General features: G+C 28.8%; 14 protein-coding genes and 2 pseudogenes. 5 read left to right on the forward strand and 11 right to left on the reverse strand.

Annotation, left to right across the window (positions count from 1 at the left end; genetic code table 11):
- Window positions 1-24: 24 nt before the first annotated feature.
- The 5 genes from L8V85_RS06470 to L8V85_RS06490 are packed head-to-tail and all read right to left on the reverse strand — an operon-like array spanning window position 25 to window position 4,268.
- The gene (locus tag L8V85_RS06470; RefSeq protein WP_263661621.1) at window positions 25-1,068 is read right to left on the reverse strand and encodes a Cj0069 family protein; all 1,044 of its coding nucleotides are present in this window, start codon (window positions 1,066-1,068) and stop codon (window positions 25-27) included.
- A gap of 54 nt (window positions 1,069-1,122) precedes the next feature.
- Entirely contained in the window at window positions 1,123-2,211 is a 1,089-nt protein-coding gene (aroC, locus tag L8V85_RS06475) for a chorismate synthase (RefSeq protein WP_263737696.1), read from the reverse strand.
- Window positions 2,208-2,876 carry a ribonuclease III gene (gene rnc / locus L8V85_RS06480; protein WP_220566461.1) on the reverse strand — a complete coding sequence of 223 codons (669 nt, stop codon included), beginning with the start codon at window positions 2,874-2,876 and terminating at the stop codon, window positions 2,208-2,210. The genes aroC and rnc overlap by 4 nt, the downstream gene beginning before the upstream one ends.
- Window positions 2,869-3,309, reverse strand: coding sequence for a ribonuclease HI (gene rnhA, locus L8V85_RS06485; protein WP_133319006.1), 441 nt, complete (start codon window positions 3,307-3,309; stop codon window positions 2,869-2,871). Before rnhA ends, rnc begins: the two co-directional genes overlap by 8 nt.
- Window positions 3,306-4,268 carry a hypothetical protein gene (locus L8V85_RS06490; protein ID WP_263737697.1) on the reverse strand — a complete coding sequence of 321 codons (963 nt, stop codon included), beginning with the start codon at window positions 4,266-4,268 and terminating at the stop codon, window positions 3,306-3,308. Before L8V85_RS06490 ends, rnhA begins: the two co-directional genes overlap by 4 nt.
- 74 nt (window positions 4,269-4,342) lie before the next feature.
- Here L8V85_RS06490 and dnaG point away from each other — a divergent pair, with 74 nt between their 5' ends.
- Together dnaG and L8V85_RS06500 are read left to right on the forward strand one after the other, a co-directional pair.
- A complete protein-coding gene (gene dnaG / locus L8V85_RS06495; RefSeq protein ID WP_263737698.1) occupies window positions 4,343-6,130 on the forward strand; it encodes a DNA primase in 1,788 nt (595 codons plus the stop codon).
- Between the two features lie 65 nt (window positions 6,131-6,195).
- Window positions 6,196-7,179: an argininosuccinate synthase gene (locus L8V85_RS06500; RefSeq protein WP_263737699.1), complete on the forward strand. Its 984-nt coding sequence runs from the start codon at window positions 6,196-6,198 to the stop codon at window positions 7,177-7,179.
- A gap of 25 nt (window positions 7,180-7,204) precedes the next feature.
- Here L8V85_RS06500 and L8V85_RS08435 read toward each other — a convergent pair.
- Both L8V85_RS08435 and L8V85_RS06510 read right to left on the reverse strand, forming a co-directional pair.
- Window positions 7,205-7,627, reverse strand: a pseudogene (locus L8V85_RS08435) (methyl-accepting chemotaxis protein); the annotation flags it as partial.
- A 1,153-nt stretch (window positions 7,628-8,780) separates the two neighbouring features.
- Window positions 8,781-9,287 (reverse strand): hypothetical protein, encoded by a 507-nt coding sequence (locus L8V85_RS06510; RefSeq protein ID WP_263660654.1) that lies wholly within the window; start codon window positions 9,285-9,287, stop codon window positions 8,781-8,783.
- Window positions 9,288-9,659: 372 nt separating this feature from the next.
- Here L8V85_RS06510 and L8V85_RS08440 point away from each other — a divergent pair.
- Window positions 9,660-9,881, forward strand: a pseudogene (locus L8V85_RS08440) (hypothetical protein); the annotation flags it as partial.
- A gap of 16 nt (window positions 9,882-9,897) precedes the next feature.
- Here the strand turns inward: L8V85_RS08440 and pbpC are convergent.
- Window positions 9,898-12,102 carry a penicillin-binding protein 1C gene (gene pbpC, locus L8V85_RS06520; RefSeq protein ID WP_263737700.1) on the reverse strand — a complete coding sequence of 735 codons (2,205 nt, stop codon included), beginning with the start codon at window positions 12,100-12,102 and terminating at the stop codon, window positions 9,898-9,900.
- A complete protein-coding gene (locus L8V85_RS06525) occupies window positions 12,099-17,384 on the reverse strand; it encodes an alpha-2-macroglobulin family protein (protein ID WP_263737701.1) in 5,286 nt (1,761 codons plus the stop codon). The genes pbpC and L8V85_RS06525 overlap by 4 nt, the downstream gene beginning before the upstream one ends.
- 100 nt (window positions 17,385-17,484) lie before the next feature.
- Between L8V85_RS06525 and L8V85_RS06530 the strand changes: the two genes are divergently transcribed.
- Entirely contained in the window at window positions 17,485-17,847 is a 363-nt protein-coding gene (locus tag L8V85_RS06530; RefSeq protein WP_263726111.1) for a hypothetical protein, read from the forward strand.
- Window positions 17,848-17,878: 31 nt separating this feature from the next.
- Entirely contained in the window at window positions 17,879-18,193 is a 315-nt protein-coding gene (locus L8V85_RS06535; protein ID WP_133319015.1) for a hypothetical protein, read from the forward strand.
- On the opposite strand, the gene L8V85_RS06540 is transcribed toward L8V85_RS06535, so the two are convergent.
- Entirely contained in the window at window positions 18,190-20,061 is a 1,872-nt protein-coding gene (locus L8V85_RS06540) for a mechanosensitive ion channel family protein (RefSeq protein ID WP_263737702.1), read from the reverse strand. The genes L8V85_RS06535 and L8V85_RS06540 overlap by 4 nt on opposite strands.
- Window positions 20,058-20,696, reverse strand: a complete 639-nt coding sequence (locus tag L8V85_RS06545; protein ID WP_133319017.1) for a carbonic anhydrase — start codon at window positions 20,694-20,696, stop codon at window positions 20,058-20,060. The genes L8V85_RS06540 and L8V85_RS06545 overlap by 4 nt, the downstream gene beginning before the upstream one ends.
- Window positions 20,697-20,835 lie beyond the last annotated feature (139 nt).

Consider the following 20,835-nt stretch of genomic DNA (forward strand, 5'->3'; position numbering starts at 1 on the left):
GTTAAAACCCTTGTTAAACAAGGGTTAATTTTTACTCACGATATTAATGATATTTTGAGCTACTTTTTTAGCAATAGGCTCAACAAATTCAGCAGGAGAAGTAAATCCTACACAAGAGCAGTTAATCTCACCTAAAACATATTTATCTTTACCATTTTCATCTGTATCTAAGATAAAATCGGCAGTCCAAATTAAAGGAATATCGTAATTTCCAAGCTTTGAACGAATTTCTGGTAAGGTCGCTAAAAACCAATCTACCAATTCTTGCCAATCTTTTGGCTCATCATATCTATATTTTGCACCTGAAAAGAGTGTAGCAGAGAATGCATCAGCACCTTCTGCAGGCTTTTTATGCACTACATAAATTGGAGTATGATAAAGCATTAAAATTCTAATTTCACCTTCTTTAATACGCGGTAAAAAAGTCATATCTACAAGCATACCATTATCACCCACAATGTATTGCTCACAAAAATCCATAAATTCACCAAGCTCTCTTTCTTCTGTATGATTGTCTTTTGCTTCTGTGCATTTGATTTTTGCATTTAATGGCACACTTGTAGTCCCTGCTGGCAGTTCATCTATTAATCTCACACGCCAAATTCCCTCACCTGTTGAACCACGATTTTGCTTCAAAACCCTCTCGCCTTTTGCTAAGGTTTTTACAAAACTTTCTTTAAAAGTTTTAATATCATAATACGCATAAGTATCTTCAGGCACTAAAGCTGTTTTATTAAGCTTAGTAAGTGCATCTTTAGCGCCATATCCTATCATCGCATCAGGATGAGGCATACCTATAACACCATTTGCACAAAGTTTTCTTAACATATCAAAGTATTCATTTTCTTCTTTTAAATTTCCTGGGTTAATTCTAGAAACATAAGCATCAGCATTGTTTTTTACATATTCATAAATTTCGTCTTTTTTTTCAACTTCAAAAAAGATAACCTCAGCGTTCCAACCTTGCTCTTTTAAAGCATTTACCATAGGCATGGTGTCTTTTCTATGGCCATCTTCACCTTTATCGCTACCACCTCTAACTTCAAAAAATACGATATTTTTTTTCATATTGCTCCCTTTTTAAAGATATTTTATCATCATATCAAAATAAGTATTAAATTTTTATTTATTTTTTCCATAAATACATTGTAAATTTTGCAAATTTGAACTTGCATTTAAAAGTAAAGCATCGGCCATGCATATAGCTACCATAGCATTTACTACAACACTGCCTCTTATACCCACACAAGGATCGTGTCTACCTTGTAACTCGTGTATAATATTTTCTCCTTGAATATTTTGTGTTTGTTGGGGTAAAAATATAGAAGGAGTTGGTTTAAAATATGTTTTTATATCGATAAAATTTCCATTAGAAATTCCACCCAATATACCTCCGCTATGATTGCTTAAAAATACTCCATCTTTTAGCTCATCATTATTTTCGCTTCCATACATATAACTGCTTTGAATGCCACTTCCTATTTCTATAGCTTTAACCGCATTGACTCCCATAATTGCATGAGCAAGTTTAGAATCAAGCTTATCATACAAAGGCTCACCTAAGCCTTTAATAGGGTTTTTCACTCTAGTAAAAACTCTAGCGCCTATGCTGTTTTTAGCTTTTTTAGCTTTTAAAATTTCATCTTTAAAACTTTGCTCTAAATTTTTATCTAAAGCATAAATTTCACTATTTTTAGCATAATTAAAATCGAACTCATCATTACTAAGTTTGCTATCAATACTTCCTACCCCAAAAACTCCACTCATTATTTCTATATCAAACTCTTTTAAAAGCATACAAGCTAACGCCCCTGCTGCCACTCTTGCTACACTTTCTCTAGCGCTAGCTCTTCCACCACCTCTATAATCTCTAATGCCGTATTTGTGATAATAAGTAAAATCAGCATGTGCAGGACGAAACACATCTTTTTCATAATCTTTTGAGCGTGTATTTTCATTATACACCAAAACACTTATAGGAGTTCCTGTTGTATAACCCTCAAAAACCCCGCTTAAAACTTGAGCTTTATCTTCTTCTTTTCTAGGAGTGCTAAATTTATTTTGACCTGGTTTTCTTTTATCTAGCATTTCTTGCAAAAAATCAAAGTCAAACTTCACCCCTGCTGGCATACCATCTATCACACAACCTATAGCTTGACCATGAGATTCGCCAAAGCTTGTAAATTTAAATCTTTTTCCAAAGCTATTCATAGTTTTCCTAATTTTTCAAGTGCTATTTTGGCACATTGTTGTTGGGCTTCTTTTTTACTACCTGCTATAGATCTTGCTACTTCTATACCTTGAATTTTTACTGCAATTTCAAATTGCTTTTTATGATCAGGTCCAAAAGCTTTCATCACTACATACTCAGGTGTGCCTGCCATATTTGCTTGTGTAATTTCTTGAAGTCTTGTTTTATAGTCTTTAAATAAACTTTGTGTATCAATATGCGGATAAACTTCATTGAGTAAATTTAATGCTATGTTTTTAGTTTTTTCAAAACCTATTTCTAAATACAAAGCTCCCATTAAAGCTTCAAAGGCATCAGAAAGTATAGAAGGTTTATTGCGTCCATCATTATTTTCTTCTGCAATAGACATAAAAATACATGCTCCAAGATCAAGTTTTTGTGCTAAGGTTGCAAAAGATTTTTCATTTACCAAAGCTGCCCTAAGCTTAGAAAGGTTTCCTTCTGAATCTTTTTGGAATTTAAAAAACAAAAACTCCCCTACTACTAAATCCATCACAGCATCACCCAAAAACTCTAATCTTTCATTATTATAAGGCTTTTTATAGCTTTTATGTGTCAAAGCTTCGATGAGTAATTGCTCATTTTTAAAATGATAACTTAATCTTTCTTGGAGTTTTTTAAGCATTTATCAACCTTTCTTCTTGGAGTTTCAAGGCTGCATTTCTTGCTAGTTCATCACAACGCTCATTTAATTCATGGCCATTATGTGCTTTGATCCAAAAAGCAGTTATTTTATGATCTTTAGCAACATTTAAATACTCTTTCCAAAGATCAATATTTTTTTTACCTTTAAAATCTTTTTTTATCCAATCTTTAAGCCATTCATTAATACTTTGCACCATTAAATTTGAATCTGTGTATAATTTTACCTCGCATGGCTCTTTTAAAGCTTTCAAAGCTTGTATAATGGCCATTAACTCCATACGATTATTTGTTGTATTCTCACATGCCCCACTTTGTTCTTTTTGATGATTTTTATAAGTTAAAACATAAGCCCAACCTCCAAAACCAGGGTTATTTAAACACGAGCCGTCTGTATAAATTTCAATATTTTTCAAGCTTTTACCTCATAATAAATCTCACATTTTCCAAATTCATAACAAAATGGACAATGATAAAAAAACAAAGGACTTTGATTTTTGCAATTATTACACACATAAGTAAAGCTAAGATTAGCACTTAGCTTATTATCATTTAAAATTTTTAAAATTTTTAGTTTATGATTTTTTATAGGAATAGATTTTGTACTTAAATTTTTTGCATAAAAAAACTCATGGTATTTTTCATCTTCAAGATTAAGTGGGCTTTTACATTCATTAAGTAAATCAATAACATTTTCAAATTTAGGCATTTGAGTAAGTTTATCTTTATAGTGTAAAAAACAAAATCTTAAAACATACTCATTATCTTTGCTAAAAATTAAAATTTCTTTAATCTTTTGCTTTTGCTCTTTAGAACTTGCTTGAATTTTTAAAGCCTTTATCAAAGCTTTTTCTGCATATATATTTTCTCCAAGCTCAAATAAACATTCTAAAACATCTAAAACCTTATCATAATCTTTAAGTTTTAAATACACAATTTTTAAAAGTTTTAAGCTTTCTTTATTGCGTGCTTTGATTTTTAAAGCATTTAACAAAGCTTCTACACTACGCTCTAAAAATCCTGCTTTTAGATAAACTTGTGCTAATGAAAAAAAGATAAATTCTTTTTGATTAGCCTCATTTGTCTTTTGCAAAGCTATAAGATAAATTCCCACAGCTTTTTCAAATTCACCACTTTTGGTAAAAATTTGAGCTAGGAAATTTAAATTTTCTATACTTAAATTGGCATTTTTTAAAATCTGCTGATGGGTAGAATTGATTTCAAATTTTTTTACAAAACGATCAAGCTTGCTTTTTTGATCTTTGCTTGCAAAAAACCGCCATATATAATGTGAGCTAGCAACGATAAAAATCAAAGCCGTCAAAACAATAAGACCGAATAAAGGATCGCGGTATTCTACAAAGAAAAAATCCATAATCTTGCAACTTAACTTTCAAATTTATAACAATTATAGCTAAATGCTTATATAATTTTCTTTAAGGTTTAAATATGATAGAACAAGCAAGTATAGAACAACTTTTACAAAAAACAGATATTGTTGATATTATAGCTCATTATGTTGAAGTAAAAAAACAAGGTTCAGGCTATGTATGCGTTTGTCCTTTCCATGATGATAAAAATCCTAGCATGCATATTAATTCTATTAAAGGATTTTATCATTGTTTTGCATGTAAAGCTGGGGGCAATGTTTTTAAATTTGTAATGGATTATGAGAAATTAAACTTTGTTGAAGCGGTAGAAAAGGTTGCTTCGTGGAGTAATTTTTCACTTACTTACACCTCACAAAAACAGGACAATAAAAAATCTATCACTCACATCTTACCTACTCTTAATGCTTTTTATAAGCAAAACTTAGCTAAAAACAAAGAAGCTTTAACTTATCTTTATAAAAGAGGTTTAAATGATGAGGATATTAGAACCTTTGAGCTAGGCTTTGCACCAAGTTCTAATGAAACACTAAGACTTTTACAAAATGAGCAAATCACTCAAGAAGAAGCCTTAGAGGTTGGCGCAATAAAACAAAATGAAAATGGTGCTTATGCAAGTTTTATCAACCGCATTACTTTTAGTATTTATGATCATAAAAATTTACTCATAGGCTTTGGTGGTAGAACTTTAGATGAAGCAAATATGGCAAAATATGTTAATTCACCTCAAAGCAAACTTTTTGATAAATCACGCGTTTTTTATGCACTCAATTTAGCAAAAGATACCATTTACAAACAAAAAGAAATGATAATTTGTGAAGGTTATATGGACGCCATAGCCTTTCATAAGGCAGGATTTAAAAATGCTGTAGCAGTTTTAGGAACAGCTTTAGGTGAAAATCACATACCTTTGATAAAAAGATTAGAGGCAAGAGTGATTTTGTGTTTTGATAATGATAATGCAGGACTTAATGCCGCCGTGCGTTCAGCACATTTACTAAGTTTAGCAAAAATTGATGGAAAAGTAGTTTTAATAGAAGGTGGGAAAGATCCGGCTGAACTAGTGGCCGCTCATCAAGAAAAATTGCTTTTTAATATTTTAGAAAAAGGTATAGAACTTGGAGAATTTTATATAAGAAATTTGATCACAAATTTTGATTTAAGCTCAGCACTTAGTAAACAAAAGGCTTTAGAAGAGGTGCAAAAATATACTTTTAACCTTGAACCTTTAATAGCAAATTCCTACACTACCTTAGTAGCAAATCTTTTGGGTGTAAATATTAATGATATAAAACTTTCTAAAAATACTAGAAAAAATATAATTTTTTTTACTCCTACAAAACAAAATAAAATCAACAACATAAGCGAGTTGGAACTTTTGAAATTTTTATATGAAAATCAAAAAGCCATAGGACTTTTTAAACTTTTAAGCGCAAAAGAATATTTCTTACATCAAGATATTGCTAAGGCTATTTTAGAACAAAAAGACTTTAATGATCCTAGCATAAGAGAACTTTATGAGATCGAAAATATTAAAATTTTAAGTAATTTAGAAGAATTTTTATATGCTATTTGCAAAATTAATTTTGCTCATTTTAACAAATTAAAAAACTTAAATTTAAAACAAGCCTTTAAAAAGCAAATTTATAATTTGCTCAATCAAAATTTAGAAAAAATCAAAAAAAACTATCAAAATGATGAAAATTTTTTTAATCATTTAATGGAAGTTTTAAAAAATGTCCAATTTTTAGATGATGAGGGAAGTTTAGAATTATTTTTAAGTAGATTACAAAAAAATATAAAAGATAAAAAAGCAATTCATTATAACTTTGAAGAAGAAGTTTTTTAAATAAAAACTTACATAAAAATTAAAAAATATTCACTACAATATGCCAAAAATTTCGAAAGGAAAAAATGAAAGCATTAGCACTTTTTAGTGGTGGCCTTGATTCTATGCTTGCTATAAAGCTTATAAGCTCTCAAGGCATAGAGGTAAAAGCTTTAAATATCAATATAGGCTTTGGTGGTACAAGCGATAAAAGCGAACTCATGGCAAAACGCGCTGCTATGGCAGGGGCTAGTTTTGAAATGATAGATGTAAGAAATGCATATTTGCAAGAAGTTTTATTTAATCCTCAATATGGTTATGGAAAACATTTTAACCCTTGTATAGATTGTCATGCTTTTATGTTTAAAACCGCTCTTTCTATGTTAAAAGATGAAAATGCAAGTTTTATCATCACAGGAGAAGTAGTTGGTCAACGCCCTATGAGTCAAAGAAATGATGCTATGACTAAGGTTAAAAAACTAGCACTTGATGAAGAAGATTTAATCTTGCGTCCAATGTGCGCTAAAAATTTACCTTTAACTAAACCTGAGCGTGAGGGTTGGGTTGATAGAGAAAAGTTAGAAAACATCAGCGGAAGAAGTAGAAAAAGACAACTTGAACTAGCTGCCAAATTTGGTTTTGAAGATTTTGAAAGTCCAGGTGGTGGATGTTTGCTCACACTTGAGAGTTTTTCAAATAAAATCAAAGATTTTATTAAATTTGATAAAAATATACAAGTTAATGATGCACAACTTTTAAAATATGGACGCCACTTAAGACTTCCAAATGGCTCTAAAATGATAGTAGGTAGAAATGAGCTAGAAAATCAATTTTTAAAAGAATTAAAAACTCAAAAATATGAAGAATTAAAACTCTTTGATTTAATCGGTGCTTATTCTTTAGTAGATGAAAATATCAATCCGCAAGATCTTGAACTTGCTCTAAGCATAGCACTAACTTATGCTAAAACTCAAAATAATACAAAATACAAAATAGGTTTTAAAGATAAAATTTTCCAAAGTATGGCTTTTGAAGATAAAAATAAAATTCAAGAGTATTTTGTAAATTAAACTACCCTTAAAAAGGGTAGTTTTTTTAGAATTTCTTTCTTCTAACTTCTGCTACAATATCAGCCGACATAGAATCAACTTCATTTGCTACAGAATTAGTTGCATGTGCAATTTGTGAGTTTTCTTTAGTTAAACCATCTATTACTGAAACAGATTGATTAATTTGTGAAATTCCTAAAGCTTGCTCTTTAATACTCTCACCCATTTCATTAATAGATTGAACTAAGATATTAGTATTAGCTTCAATCTCACCTAAAGACTTTTGAGTTCTTTCTGCTAAGTTTCTAACTTCATCAGCAACAACAGCAAAGCCACGACCATGTTCTCCTGCACGAGCTGCTTCAATAGCTGCATTTAATGCAAGTAGGTTAATTTGATCAGCAATATCTCTAATAACATCAGTTACATCTTTAATATCGCTACTTTGTTTAATAACCTCTTCAGTTCTTGCTGCTACTGCGTTCATAGAAGCACTCATTTCTTCAACAGCAGCTGCGCTTTCTTGTAAAGAATCAGCTTGTTTTTGTGCGCCATCATTAAGCTTTAAAACACTCTCTTTTAAAGCATCAGCTTTAGTTTGAAGCATTTCCCCTTGTTTTAATGAAGCTTGAAGCATTTTTCTTATTTCTTCTCCGACTGCATTAAGCGATTTTTCTATCTCACCATCAGCATACTCAAGCTTATCTGAAAAATCAAGATTTTTAAAACTTTTAAAAACTCTTTCTATTTCATTTAAATCTTTACCAATTTTCATTTGCATATCATCAAGCATTTTATTTAATACTTCTTTTAATTCCACAAGTTTTGGATTAACAGGATTTGCTTTTATTCTTTGAGTAAAATGTCCTTTTTCTATATCACAAGATACTTCTAAGATATTTTGCACAGTTATGTCATCTTTTTCTAAACAAGTATGAATATATTGAACATTATCATTAATCATTAATGCCATTTTTCCAAGTTCATCATTATATCTAGGAATTAAAACCTCAACGGTTGGAAGCTCATGATTTAAGTATCTAAAAAATTTCATTAAATGATCTTGAAGTCTTTGCACTCTTATAGAAACTATTCTTTTTACTGAAGTACCAATCACAACCACTATAACAATTATCGCTATAATAGAATTAATCAAAATAATATTTCTTAAATCCACAATAGAAGCATATACAGATTCATTTGGGACAATAGCCAACATAGCCCAATAAATTCCTGTATTTGGCCATATTTCAAATACTCTTATAGCACCATGATATTCACTACCATCATCTGCTTTATAATCAATAGCTCCTGCATGGATAGTTTTTTGTGCTTCTATTATATGAGCTGTATTTTTATTAACCTCTGTAATCTTTTTTGTAACAAATTCAGCATTTGGATGCGTAGCTATAACACCATTACTTGCTATTAAAATCCTCCTTGCTCCTTGATAAATAGATCTTGAAGAATCATTTAAAAAATCAGCCGTAGGTTTAAGATCAAAAAGCATACCAACAACACCTATAGCCTTTCCTTTTTTATCTGCAATAGGTGCGGCTACATGAACACCTAGAAATTTATTTCCATGTATGTTATACCATCTTGGTTCTCCAAAATATAACTTACCCCCCCCCCATCAAATTTTTTATAGCATTAGTTTTAGCAATCTCTTCACTTGCTGCTAAAGTTTGCATACCGCCAGCATTGTTAATATCTACATCTCTCATTAACACCATAAATTCATTATTATTTGAAAAATATTTTACATCAACACCCAAATTTTTATATGCAGTTCCGTCTTTTAAATAATAATAACCATAAGCTATATCTCCATTTGCATCAATGGCTTCTCCGAGGATATTTTCTATCCTTTTTGGGTTTATAGCACCTTCTGAAATAAGATTGTTTAAAGTTCTTTGTGTACCAATAGTACTGACGAATAAAGACCTAATACTCGCTTCAGCTTGATTTCCATAACGATGCACAGAAGCTGTGAGTGTATTTTCTATTTGTGTATTTAAAATAGCTGTGGATCTGTTTATAATCAAAAAAGATAAAATACTTAAGATTAAAACAACCGTTATAATAGCTATTGCAACTATTTTAGCACCAAGACTCCAATTACGCATTTTTTCTCCTTTAGTTAATAAATTATAAATTTTTATAATTATAAAAACTTTTCATTAAATAAAAATTAAAATTTATTAAAATATTAAATATTTTATAAACAATAAAAATTATCAAGTTAAAGCTAAAGAATTGAGTAGTTTTTACAAAGAAAAGAAGTTGAAGATTTATTTAAATGGATGAATGAAAATGCCAAATCACCTCGTTGGCTGAGCGTAAATGGAATAGATTATGATGCAGCTTATGTTAAAATTTTTCACACAAGCAAAAGCATAGATGAGTTTAAAGAAAAATACCTTGAGCTTCAAAATACATACTTTGTTGATTTTAGCAAAAAGATTAATGAACCTCAGGAAACTTTAGAAAAAGACAAAGAAAAATCTTTCAAACCTATACAAGGTGAAAGTAAAAATAAAGAAACCTACAAAGATGATAATACAAAAAAATGAACTTATAAAAAACTTTTAAAAAATAAATTTAGCACAAGAGAAGAATTAGAAATTCTTTTTGGTATGAACTTTAATGATGATGTGGGAGAATTTAATCAATTTCTTTCTCAAAATATCACTCCAAAAATTATAGATATTAAAGTTTAAAAATATTTTTATAATATTAAAATATATTAAATTTTATAAAATCATTAGAGCCATTTTCACTAATAACATTAATAACATATTTACCTTTTTTTAAATCCAAAAATAAACTTTCTTCTTTTCCTTCAAAAATCAATTCTTGATTTAAATACCAAAAAAGTTTTTCTTTTTTAGGGTTTATAAGTTTAATTAACAATTTTTGCTTACTTTTTAAATCTTTTGGCAAAATGATATTAAGATTATTTAGCGGATATATGATTTTTAAATTTTGATTAGAGCTTTGTAAATTTTGCTTTTCTTTTGCAAAAAATGCTTGTGCATTGGAAGGTAAATTTAATATAATCTTTTTCTTTGCATGGATGAAATTTTCATCTAAAGAATCAACTTCTTTATTTTTATACATAAAAACTTCTTTTAAAAATGGTGAAGTTCTTAAGACATTTGCACTTTGCGGGTAAAGCACTTCTTTAAAGTCAAATTTATAATCATATCTATATCCTGTTTGATTTTCAATTTTGATAGAAACTAAATCATTAGGCTTTTCAAATTCTAAATTAACTCTCTCAAGTAAGGCTAAAAGTTCAAAAAACAATTCCCCTGCTATGCTTACACCATATAAATTTGCATTTGCCTCGCCATTAAAATTTCCAACCCACACTCCTAAAGTGTATTTTGGAGAAGTTCCTATAGCCCAGGCATCTTTTCTACCATAACTTGTGCCTGTTTTCCAAGAAATAATAGTATTAAAATCATATTGTCTTAAACCCGCTCTATCTAAATCCTTTAAGGTTTGTAAGGTTAAAAAGCTTGCTCCATCACTAATAAGCTTTTTATTTTCTTTAGTAAATGCATTTTCTTCATATAAAAGCTCTTTAAAATTTCCATAATTTCCAAGTCCTAGATAGATTTTTACCATATCTTCTAAACTAAATTCTTTTGTGCCCAAAATCAAAGAAAGTCCGTATTTTTTAAAATTTTCATCTTCAAAATCTAAAATATCTTTGAGCTTATAAAAAAACTTCTCATACCCATATTCTGCAAGTAAGCTTACAAAAGGAACATTAAGTGATTTTTGCAAAGATTCTTTTGCACTAATAAAACCATGGTATTTTTTATTTGCATTTTGTGGAGCAAAGTTAGAAAAAAATGTAGGCACATCAAGCATTAAAGATTCAGGCACTATAAGTCCCTCATCTATGGCAAAAGCAAAAAGCAAAGGTTTTAAGGTTGAGCCCACACTACGCTTTGCTATCACCCCATCAACTTGACCAAAACTTGCAAAATCATAAAAATCATTAGAGCCTACATAAGCTAAAACTTTATTTGTTTTGGTATCTGCTAACAATATAGCTAGATTTTTTATGCCTTTTTGTTGTAGTTTATAAGAATATTCTTTAGCTTTTTCTTCAAATTTAATTTGAATTTTTTTATCTATACTAGAAACGATTTGTTCTTTATCTGCTAAAAGCCTACGCGCTAAATGTGGAGCTAAGTTTTTCCTTGTTTTAAAGCTAGGAAGTTTTTCAGCCTTTGCAAGAGTTAAAATATCTTTAGAAAAATATCCCTTTTCAAAAAGCCTATCAAGCAAAGCATTGCGTTTTTTTAAAAGTCTATCTTTGTTTTTTTCAAGATTAATTAAACCTGGATTATTAGGAAGCACAGCAAGCAAGGCTGCTTCACTCCAAGTAAGATCTTTTAAATCTTTTTCAAAATAAAATAAACCCGCACTTGCAACACCTACTAAATTTCCTCCATAAGGAGCATTATTTAAATAAAGTCTTAAAATTTCTTCCTTATCATAAGCGTTTTCTAAAGCAAAAGCTTTGATGATTTCATTAAATTTATTAAAATATGTGCGTTTGTTTTGCTCTAGAAGTTTGATTGTTTGCATAGAAATTGTACTTGCGCCACTTCTTTTACTTGAAAAAATATTATTTTTAAAAGCCCTTATAATCGCTAAAAAATCTACTCCATAATGAGAATAAAAATTTTTGTCTTCATATAAAAGAACTGCGCTTTTTAATTTTTGCGGTATAAACTCACTCTCTAAATGCCATTGTTCGTTAGAATCTAAAAATACACTAAGAATTTCTTTATTTTTATCAAACAAAACCTTACTATAAGTGCATTTAAATAAATCCTTGCTATCAAAGCTAAAATAAATTAAGCCTATGTAAAAACATAGGCTTAAAAAGCATATTGCAAGGCTTATTTTGATTTTCACTGCACTACTTTAACTCTTTTACTCTCACTTAAAGCTCTATAAGCATTATCATACATTGCTTCAGCATAAGCTCCACTCAAAGTATAAACACCTGGAGTAACAGCACTTAATTTCACAAAAAATTCTCTTGACTCATCAGAGTATAAAGGAAAGAAATACATGATTTTATCATCTCTTATATCTACAAAATCATAATAAGAATTTTTCACAAAATCAGGAGTTTCATCATCTAAAAGATCATGTACTATCTCCCATCCACTTGGTAAAATTTGAGTTAAAGCTATATTAGAAGTGCCCGGATAATTTTTATTTGATATTTTTAATTTCATATAAAAAATTTGAGAGCTTTTTATAGCACTTTCATCTATTTCATTTCCATTTTCATCATAAAAACTTCTTTCTATATACATACGCTGTGCAAAAGGTTCGACAATACCTTTTTTAATTCCCTCTACTCCAAAATGCACATAAGTATCTTCTTTAGCTTCTATCAAAGCGCTGCCTTGATTAAACTCAAATTTAGAAAAACTTGTATTGAGCTTTTTACTCTCACCATTAATTTTTACACTTGCATTGATAGTTTTAGGATTTTCATTACTAAAGCTATTTGCCAAAGCATATAAAGCATAGCCTGTGCTTTGAGTGCTAAGCCAAGCTTGGCTTTCTAAAGTTTTTTTAATATCATCTAATAATTCATCATTATTTTTACCATAAATTATTTTATACGCATTTGCAATAATAGCTTCATCTCTTAGAAAAGATCCATAAGTATGAGTATAATTAGCTTTTTCATCAGGCTTTGTGCTTAAATTTTTAGCTATATTTAAAGCTACCTCATCAAAACCTGCTAATTTATAAGCTGCACTAAGTTGCCAAAGACTTACATTGTTTAAGCTTTGCAAATAAGTACTATCTTCATAAATAGCATTCATTATGCTTAAATTTGGCTCTTTGGCTAAAGCTAAAAGATATAAAGAATTTATTCTAATTTCTTTATTTGTTTGAGCTTTTAAAACATAGCGTTTTTGATAATCAAGCCATGCTTTAAACATTCCCTCGCTCACATAATAGCCTCTTTCTTTGGCTAAAATCATAAACATACCCGCATAATTACTTCCCCAAGCATCAGAATCTTTAAGTCCTTGCCAATAAGCAAAACCACCATTGGCAGTTTGAAAATTTGCGTATTTGCTTAACAATGCATTGATATTGTTAATATTTTTTTGTTCATTTGATCCTTGATCAAGTTTTTGCAAAAAGAGTTGCGGTAAAACTGCTGAAGTACTTTGCTCTATACATCCATAAGGATAATTTTGCAAGTATTTTAATCTATGATTTATATTTAAAATAGGCTTAGAACTCACACTTAAAAACGCCACTGGATTGATATAATCTTGTGTGATTTTAAACTCCATAGAAGTATTTGCAGGAATTTTAAAAGATTTTCCCTCATAAGTAATCGTATTTAGTGCTTTTATGTCAATTTGAGTATTTTGAGTATAGGTGTAATCTTTTGCATTTAAACTTAACTCTATTTCTTCCACCCCAAGCTTGCTTGAATTTACTCTTGTGTTAATATAAATATCTTTTGTTTTTTCATTACCAAAATCAATTAAAATTTCATCTTTTTCAAAATTTATGAGTGAATTTTTTGTTTTTAGTTTAAGTTTTGCATTTTTTACATCATCATCTACTTTAAATACCTGCACCAAAAGCTTAAACTCATCATCAAGTCTTAAAACCCTTGGCAAAGTTTCAAGCATTACAGCAGGTGCGCTAACTTGGATATCTTTAGAAGCACTGCCAAAACCTGCTAAGTTGTTCGCCACTACCATAACTCTAACCGAACCTAGATACGAAGGCATATTAAATTTTAATTTTGCATAACCATTTTCATCACTTTGTACTGGCTCTTGAAACAACACAACAGGTTTAAATCGTCTTGCTTTTTCATCGTTTTTACTTTTATTTGCCCTACTTTCTAAGAAAACATCACCACCTGTAGTTAATACCTTGGAAGCATTAGAAATATTTTTAGCAATGATTTTATCATAGGTATCATATATGCTCATATTAAAGCGAATTTTTTGATAAAAATATCCCCAAATATCTGGGCTTTTAAAAGCATTCACATCAAGCAAACCCTCATCTACAATAGCTATGGTATAAGTATAACTTTGCTTGTTTTTACTTTGAATTTCTACTTCAAAATCTTGTTTTGGCATGATTTTATCCGGTACTTTTAAATCAAGCTCGATTTTACTTTGTTCATCTACTATATTCAAAGGCACTACACCAAAAAGTCTTAAGGCTCTATCGTTAGTGTATTGATTATAATCTTGAAGCAAAATCACACTCACATACACATTTGGCTTATATTCTTTAAGAATAGGAATTTCAACCTTTGTAATATCTTCATGCGTATCTATCACAAAGCGTTTTAAAACCTTTACATTATCATTTAAAGTAACGATGGCTTTTGCACCCTTAACACTTTCAAATTCAATAAAAGCTGTTTCGTTTGGTTTGTATTCTTTTTTATCGCTTTTTATTTTTAAAGAACTCACTATATCAGCATTACTTGGCGCACCAAAACTACTAATATAAAAAAACTCTCCTGTGCTTGTTTTACTTTGTGTATCTTCAAGCTCTATAAACATTTCACCATGGTATTCTTTGGGATCAAATTCTATTTTAACCGGTTTATCCTTACTTAAAATAGTTCCTTGGGTAATGATTTGTGTGTTTTTATCTTTTTTGAGTGATTTTAAAAAATCATCATAATTATCATAATCCCACCACCAAGAATAATCATTTGCATAAATAGTATATTTAATCTCCCTATTTGCTATCAAATTCTCATCTAAATCACTCACAATAGCTTCAAAATTAATTGTAGAACCCGAGCTTAAATAGTGATTTTTTAAACGCTTAATACCCACAAAATACTCATGTAATATCACTTGTGAATTCACAAGCGCTTCAACCGATCTTGAACCTTTTTCAAAAACCCTAGCCCTTATGTTAGCTTCAAGATTATATGGAGTATTTTTAAAAAAATCTTTTAAAGCAAATTCTTGCTTTACAAAGCCACTTTCATCTAAAATGCCTTTTAAATTATCTTGATATTTTTGCACTAAAACACTAGGATTTGAAAAAATATATTCTGGATATTTTGAATTTTTATATTCTTTTTTACTTACAAATAAATCAGCTTGATATTGTAAATTACTTGCTGGTGTTCCAAAAAGATATTTTGAGCTAATATTAAAATCTAATTTTTCATTTTCTTTTATACTTTTTGGAGCTTGTATAGATACTTTTATACGATTTGGCACTATATTTTGCACTAAAATTTCTTTATCAAAAATAGCATTTGCAAATTCTACTCTAGCTAAATACACTCCACTTAAAGCTTGTTGATCAAGTGAAATCTTTTTATAAAAAGTTCCATTGCTCAAAGGATCAAGTTTAATTTTATCTAAAAACTTTTTGTTGCGTGGATCAAAAAAACTCAAGAATATAGGGTGATTAACAGCTCCTTTATCATTTCTTGCAACCATAGTTAAATGTATATCATCACCTGGTCTATAAACCCCTCTTTCTGTGTAAATAAACACTTTGTTTTGAGAATTTTGCTCTAAACCATCTACATCAAAACCATCATATAATAAAGGCGAACTTAAGCGTAAAATAGAAGCTTGCTTATCTTTTGAAGCAATGATAAATAAAGCTCTTGACTCATCAATATCATCAAAAACAGCCAAACCATTATCATCGCTTGTCTTAGAAGCTAAAATTTGATTGCTTTTGCTAATTATATCAACCCTAACCCCACCTAAAGCCTTTTGTGTGGTAAAATCTCTTACATCGACAAAAAGTTTTTTATTTAAATTTTGAGCAATTAAAGCTATATCTGAAAAAATCAAATTTTTACTAATCTTTGCTTTTTGATCGAAAAATCTTTGCTTTTTCCAACTCTCCATATCCTCATCGAAAACATAATCAACATCTTCTTCTTTAAAATAAAGCTTGACTATAAACACACCACTTAAATCTTTTAAACCATCTAAAACTATCTCATTTTCTTGCCATTGATTTTTAATATTTTTAATATCAAAGTCTTTTTTTAATACTACTTCACTAGTATAATCACTCTCTGAAAAAATATCGCTATCATAATCACTTAAATTTTTAGCACCTTGAAGATTTTTATATCTTAAATATTCACTTAAATTATTTGAAAATACCTGATGAACTTCTAAATGGATCTTTTTAATATTTAAACTTTTAAAAGCTATTTTTTTACTCGCTTTGCTAGATAAAAATACCCCTTGATTTGTAAAACTTATAGCAGGCTCATAGTCTTTTAAACTTACTTGAGTTTTATAGCTTTCTTTTGTACTAATTCCATCAGCGCTTTTAATCCCTTGAGCAAGTTGAATTTCATAAGTTTTATTTGGAGTAAAATTTCCTATGAGCTTGATTTTATTCCCAAATACCAATGCTTTAAAATCTACTTTGGGTGTAATAAAAATCAACTCTTTTAAATTTTGATCTTGCGAAATACTTTGAGAAAAAAGTAATTCTATGTTTTTATTGATTATATTTGCATTTTGAAATACAAATTCGTTCTTTGCAAGTAAAATATATTCTAAATCTATATTTTTCTCTAAACCTAAAATTTCTTTATCAAAAACTACTTTTATATTAGTGTTTGTATTTTTAATTTTTAATGGCTTAGAATACACACTTGCTATATCATCTTGGATGATAATTTTATCTATTTGAATTTCTTTTTCTTGTGCATTAATTTTTACAGCTTTTAACAACTCATCTTTATCAAAAGCATAAAAACTTTGAACATTTAAAATCAACACACTCTCATCATTTGATATATTTTGAAAATATCCTTTGACATCTAGTTTTTCAAAAGGAGTTTTTACTTTTAATTGTATTTTTTCATCAGCTACAATATCACTTAAGTCTATAAAAATATCATAATTTTGATTTGCTTTTAAAGAAGTGTATATGTTTAATCTTGTGGAAGTTTCAAGTTCATACTTTGCTTTTATTTTTTGATTATTAATAACAATTTCTCTTTCTTTTACAACACCTATGTTTTCTGTAATGATATTGGTATTAAATTCTATAAAAATACTATGCGTATTTTCATTAAAACCATAAGATCTTATAATAGAATTCTTATCTTCATTTTTAGAACATGCAAACAACAAGCTTGCAAGCAAAAAAATAAAAAAATAATGTAAAAATCCTTTCATGGGTATCCTCTTTTTGGTAAATTTTTCAAATTATATCTAAATTCACTCTTGCTTCACTCAAAAAATTATATAATTCTTACATAAAAATAAAGGAGAAAAAATGAAAAAGAAAATCGCTGCATTATTAACAACTTTAAGTCTTTCAAGTCTTGCTTATGCAGATGGAATTTATGGTGTTATAGCAGATGTAAATGATGGTGCAAAAACTATTTTAATCGATACCACCTATGGAGAAAAAATGAATATAAAAATTCTACCAAATACAGAAATTGACATGGATGATTGTGGTATTTTTGGTATGGATAAATATGGCACTTTTAGAGATTTAAAAGTAGGAACTTTTATAGAAGCTGAAGTTTTCCATGGCTATGCTCAAACAACACCAAATCCACAAACGCCAAATCAAGTTCAAAATATAACCGCTAAAGAAATTAAAATAGAATGCAAAAAAAGAGCTTATTAAGCAAAATAACTCCTAAAAAGGAGTTATTTTAATGCGTTTTTTTCTTATATTAATTTGCATTAGCACTTTTGCATTTGCTTATAAAATTCAAGGTATTTTAAAAAATACTACTACACATACAATAAGTATTCAAACAAGTTTTGATAATAACTTAATTATTACCATTTTACCCCAAACACATATAGATATTTATAACTGCGGAATTTTTGGTAGCAATAAAAAACAAGCCAATGTACAAGATCTAAAAAAAGGAAGTCTTGTTAAAGTTAAAGGTAGTAAAAATGGAAGCATTATCATTGCTGAAAAAATTATAGTAGAGTGTGATGATCAAAGAAGAGCTTATTAAGATAATAACTCTTCTTTATCGTCTTTATTGATTTTTTCTATATAAAGACTTTGTGAAGGAAATGCAAAACTTAGTTTATTTCTTTCGACAATCTTCATTAATTCAAGTAAAATACTTTGTCGTGCTTCTCTAAAACCTGCAGCATCAACTGCTTTAGTATAAAAATATACTTCTATATCAATAGAACTTGCGCTAAAGCCACTCACAGCCACATAAGTATTATTTTTATATCCTTCTAAATCATTCACTGAAACTAAATTTTGTCTATATCTAGCGCGGGTTCCACCATGATTTAGTGCACTATCATCAACTTGGGCTATTAAAGGACTAGTAGCTAATAAATATCTTATATCTTCTACACATTGCTCAAGTTGTTCAGGTCTTGCATCATAAGTTACACCTATAAATAATTTTACATGGCGTCCTATTTTTCTTTTACTCCAATTTTTTATATTAGTTCCCATAATAGTTGAATTTGGTAAAAATACCAAAGAATTATCAAAAGTTCTAATAGTAGTTTTTCTAAGCCCAATTTCTACTATAGTTCCTTCTATACCTGAAATTTCAACCCAATCGCCTTGATTAAAGCTGTTATCAAAAAGCAAAAGCACAGAAGCAAAGAAATTTGCAATAATATCCTTAGCTGCCAATGCCACAGCCAAACCACCAATACCTAAAGATGCAATCAATGCTGAAATATTAAATCCTAAATGTGATAAAACAAATAAAACAGCTATTACTATAATAATAAAATATAAAATTTTAATAATTAAATTAACCACTTCGCGTTTGCCACTTTTTTCAGCAAGCTTTGCCACAATTACCATACCATAACTATCAAAAATATTTATCACAAGCCAAGCAGTTAAAATAACATAAACAATTGATAAAATATTACTAATTCTTATATCTACAGGTGCAGGATAGTAAAAAATAGTAAAACAAATTCCAATAGCATAAGCAAACAAAAACCAACCCACTGGTCCTTGGAGCTTTTCTAAAAAGTGAGTTTTTATTTCTACATTTTCTGAATTTTTTCCAAATAAATGTATCAATACAAAATACAAAATTTTTGCAAGATAAAATTTCAAAGAATAAAACAAAGCAATGACAATAATAGAAATAACTATTTTTCCAACATTTACACTACTAATAGAGGTTTGTTTATTAATATAATTAATGGCATTTTGCAAGCCCAAGCCCGTAAACAAAAAATTAGTTTCAAGTAAATTTGCATTATTTCTTAGATATACCAAAATTTCATTATATGACTTGATGGTATTTCTTAAATTATTTTCACTAAGCTCCAAAGTTCTAAGTTGAATAATATCATTAATTTTCTCTTTATCTAAAGCAAAATTAAAAACTATATCTTCTTTTAATGAGTCAATGCTTTCATCAATAATTTTTTTTATTTTTTGACTTTGAGCGCCTTCTATAAAAACTTTTTCCAATTCAAATATACAAAGATAAAAATGTTCTGCAGAGGTTAAATTTAAAAGTTTGATTTTATTATCCACATAATCATAATATCTTTTTTTAGCTTGGGCATTTTCAACACTTTTTTGTAAAGCATTCTTAGTTTTTAAAAAATCTTTTGCTTCTTTATCATCAATCTTTTGAGATACCATTTTTAAAGGTAAAGTAGTTAAAAGAGCTGTTTTTTGTTTTTCTATTTCTTTGATATTATCTTGAAATTCGGTGCTATTTGTATCACCGGTTTTAAAACTTTCCAAAAGTAAATTAAGCTCTATATAATCTTGTACCAAAGCAAAAATACTATTCTTATCCTCTAAAGCATTTTTTTCCTGTGCATTCAAAGTGCTGATAAATAAAAATAATAAAATAATATTAACAATCTTTTTCATACTTTTTTCACCCTCTCTTGTATTAAAACAAAATTTTCAAAATTAAAATCATACTCATAAATTTCACCCGTTTCTATGATGTAATACCAAGCATGAAGTTCTATTTCTTTTTTATTTAAAGCTTCTTCTATACCTGGATAGGTTAATAAATTTTGCAAAGAATTAACCAAGTTCATTTTTTCAGTCATCCAAGATCGCATGGCTAAATCACTGCCTGCAACTTTTAAAACCTTATTTTTAATAGGCTCGAGCAAGGTAAGCCATTTTCTCACATTCGGCATACTCTTTAGCTCATTTTCATTTGCATATAAAGCCGCACAGCCACCACAATTACTATGTCCACAAACTATGATATTTTTTATATGTAAAGAACTAAAAGCATACTCAATAGCTGAAGTAGTTGCCAAAAAATCATCTCCTACTCTATAAGGTGGAACTATATTGCCTATATTTCTTACAACAAAAAGCTCTCCTGGGCCTGTATTAGTAATTAAATTTGGTATAACTCTTGAATCAGCACATCCTATAAAAAGCGTGTGGGGATTTTGTTTATTTTTTAAACTTTCAAAAAGTTCTGCATGCTCTTTAAAATCTTCTTGCATAAATTTTAAAGCACCCTCGATCAAGTCTTTCAAAAAAAGTCCTTTTTTGCATTTTAATAAAGCATTATACTAAATTATTTTTACTTAAAATAAATCTATAAATTTATTTTTTGTTATATTTTTATACAATTTTAATCTTTTATTTATCTTTTTTTTGTAAATTTTAATTTTT

It is taken from the genome of Campylobacter sp. IFREMER_LSEM_CL2090 (assembly GCF_025771865.1).
GTDB lineage: Bacteria > Campylobacterota > Campylobacteria > Campylobacterales > Campylobacteraceae > Campylobacter_D > Campylobacter_D lari_D.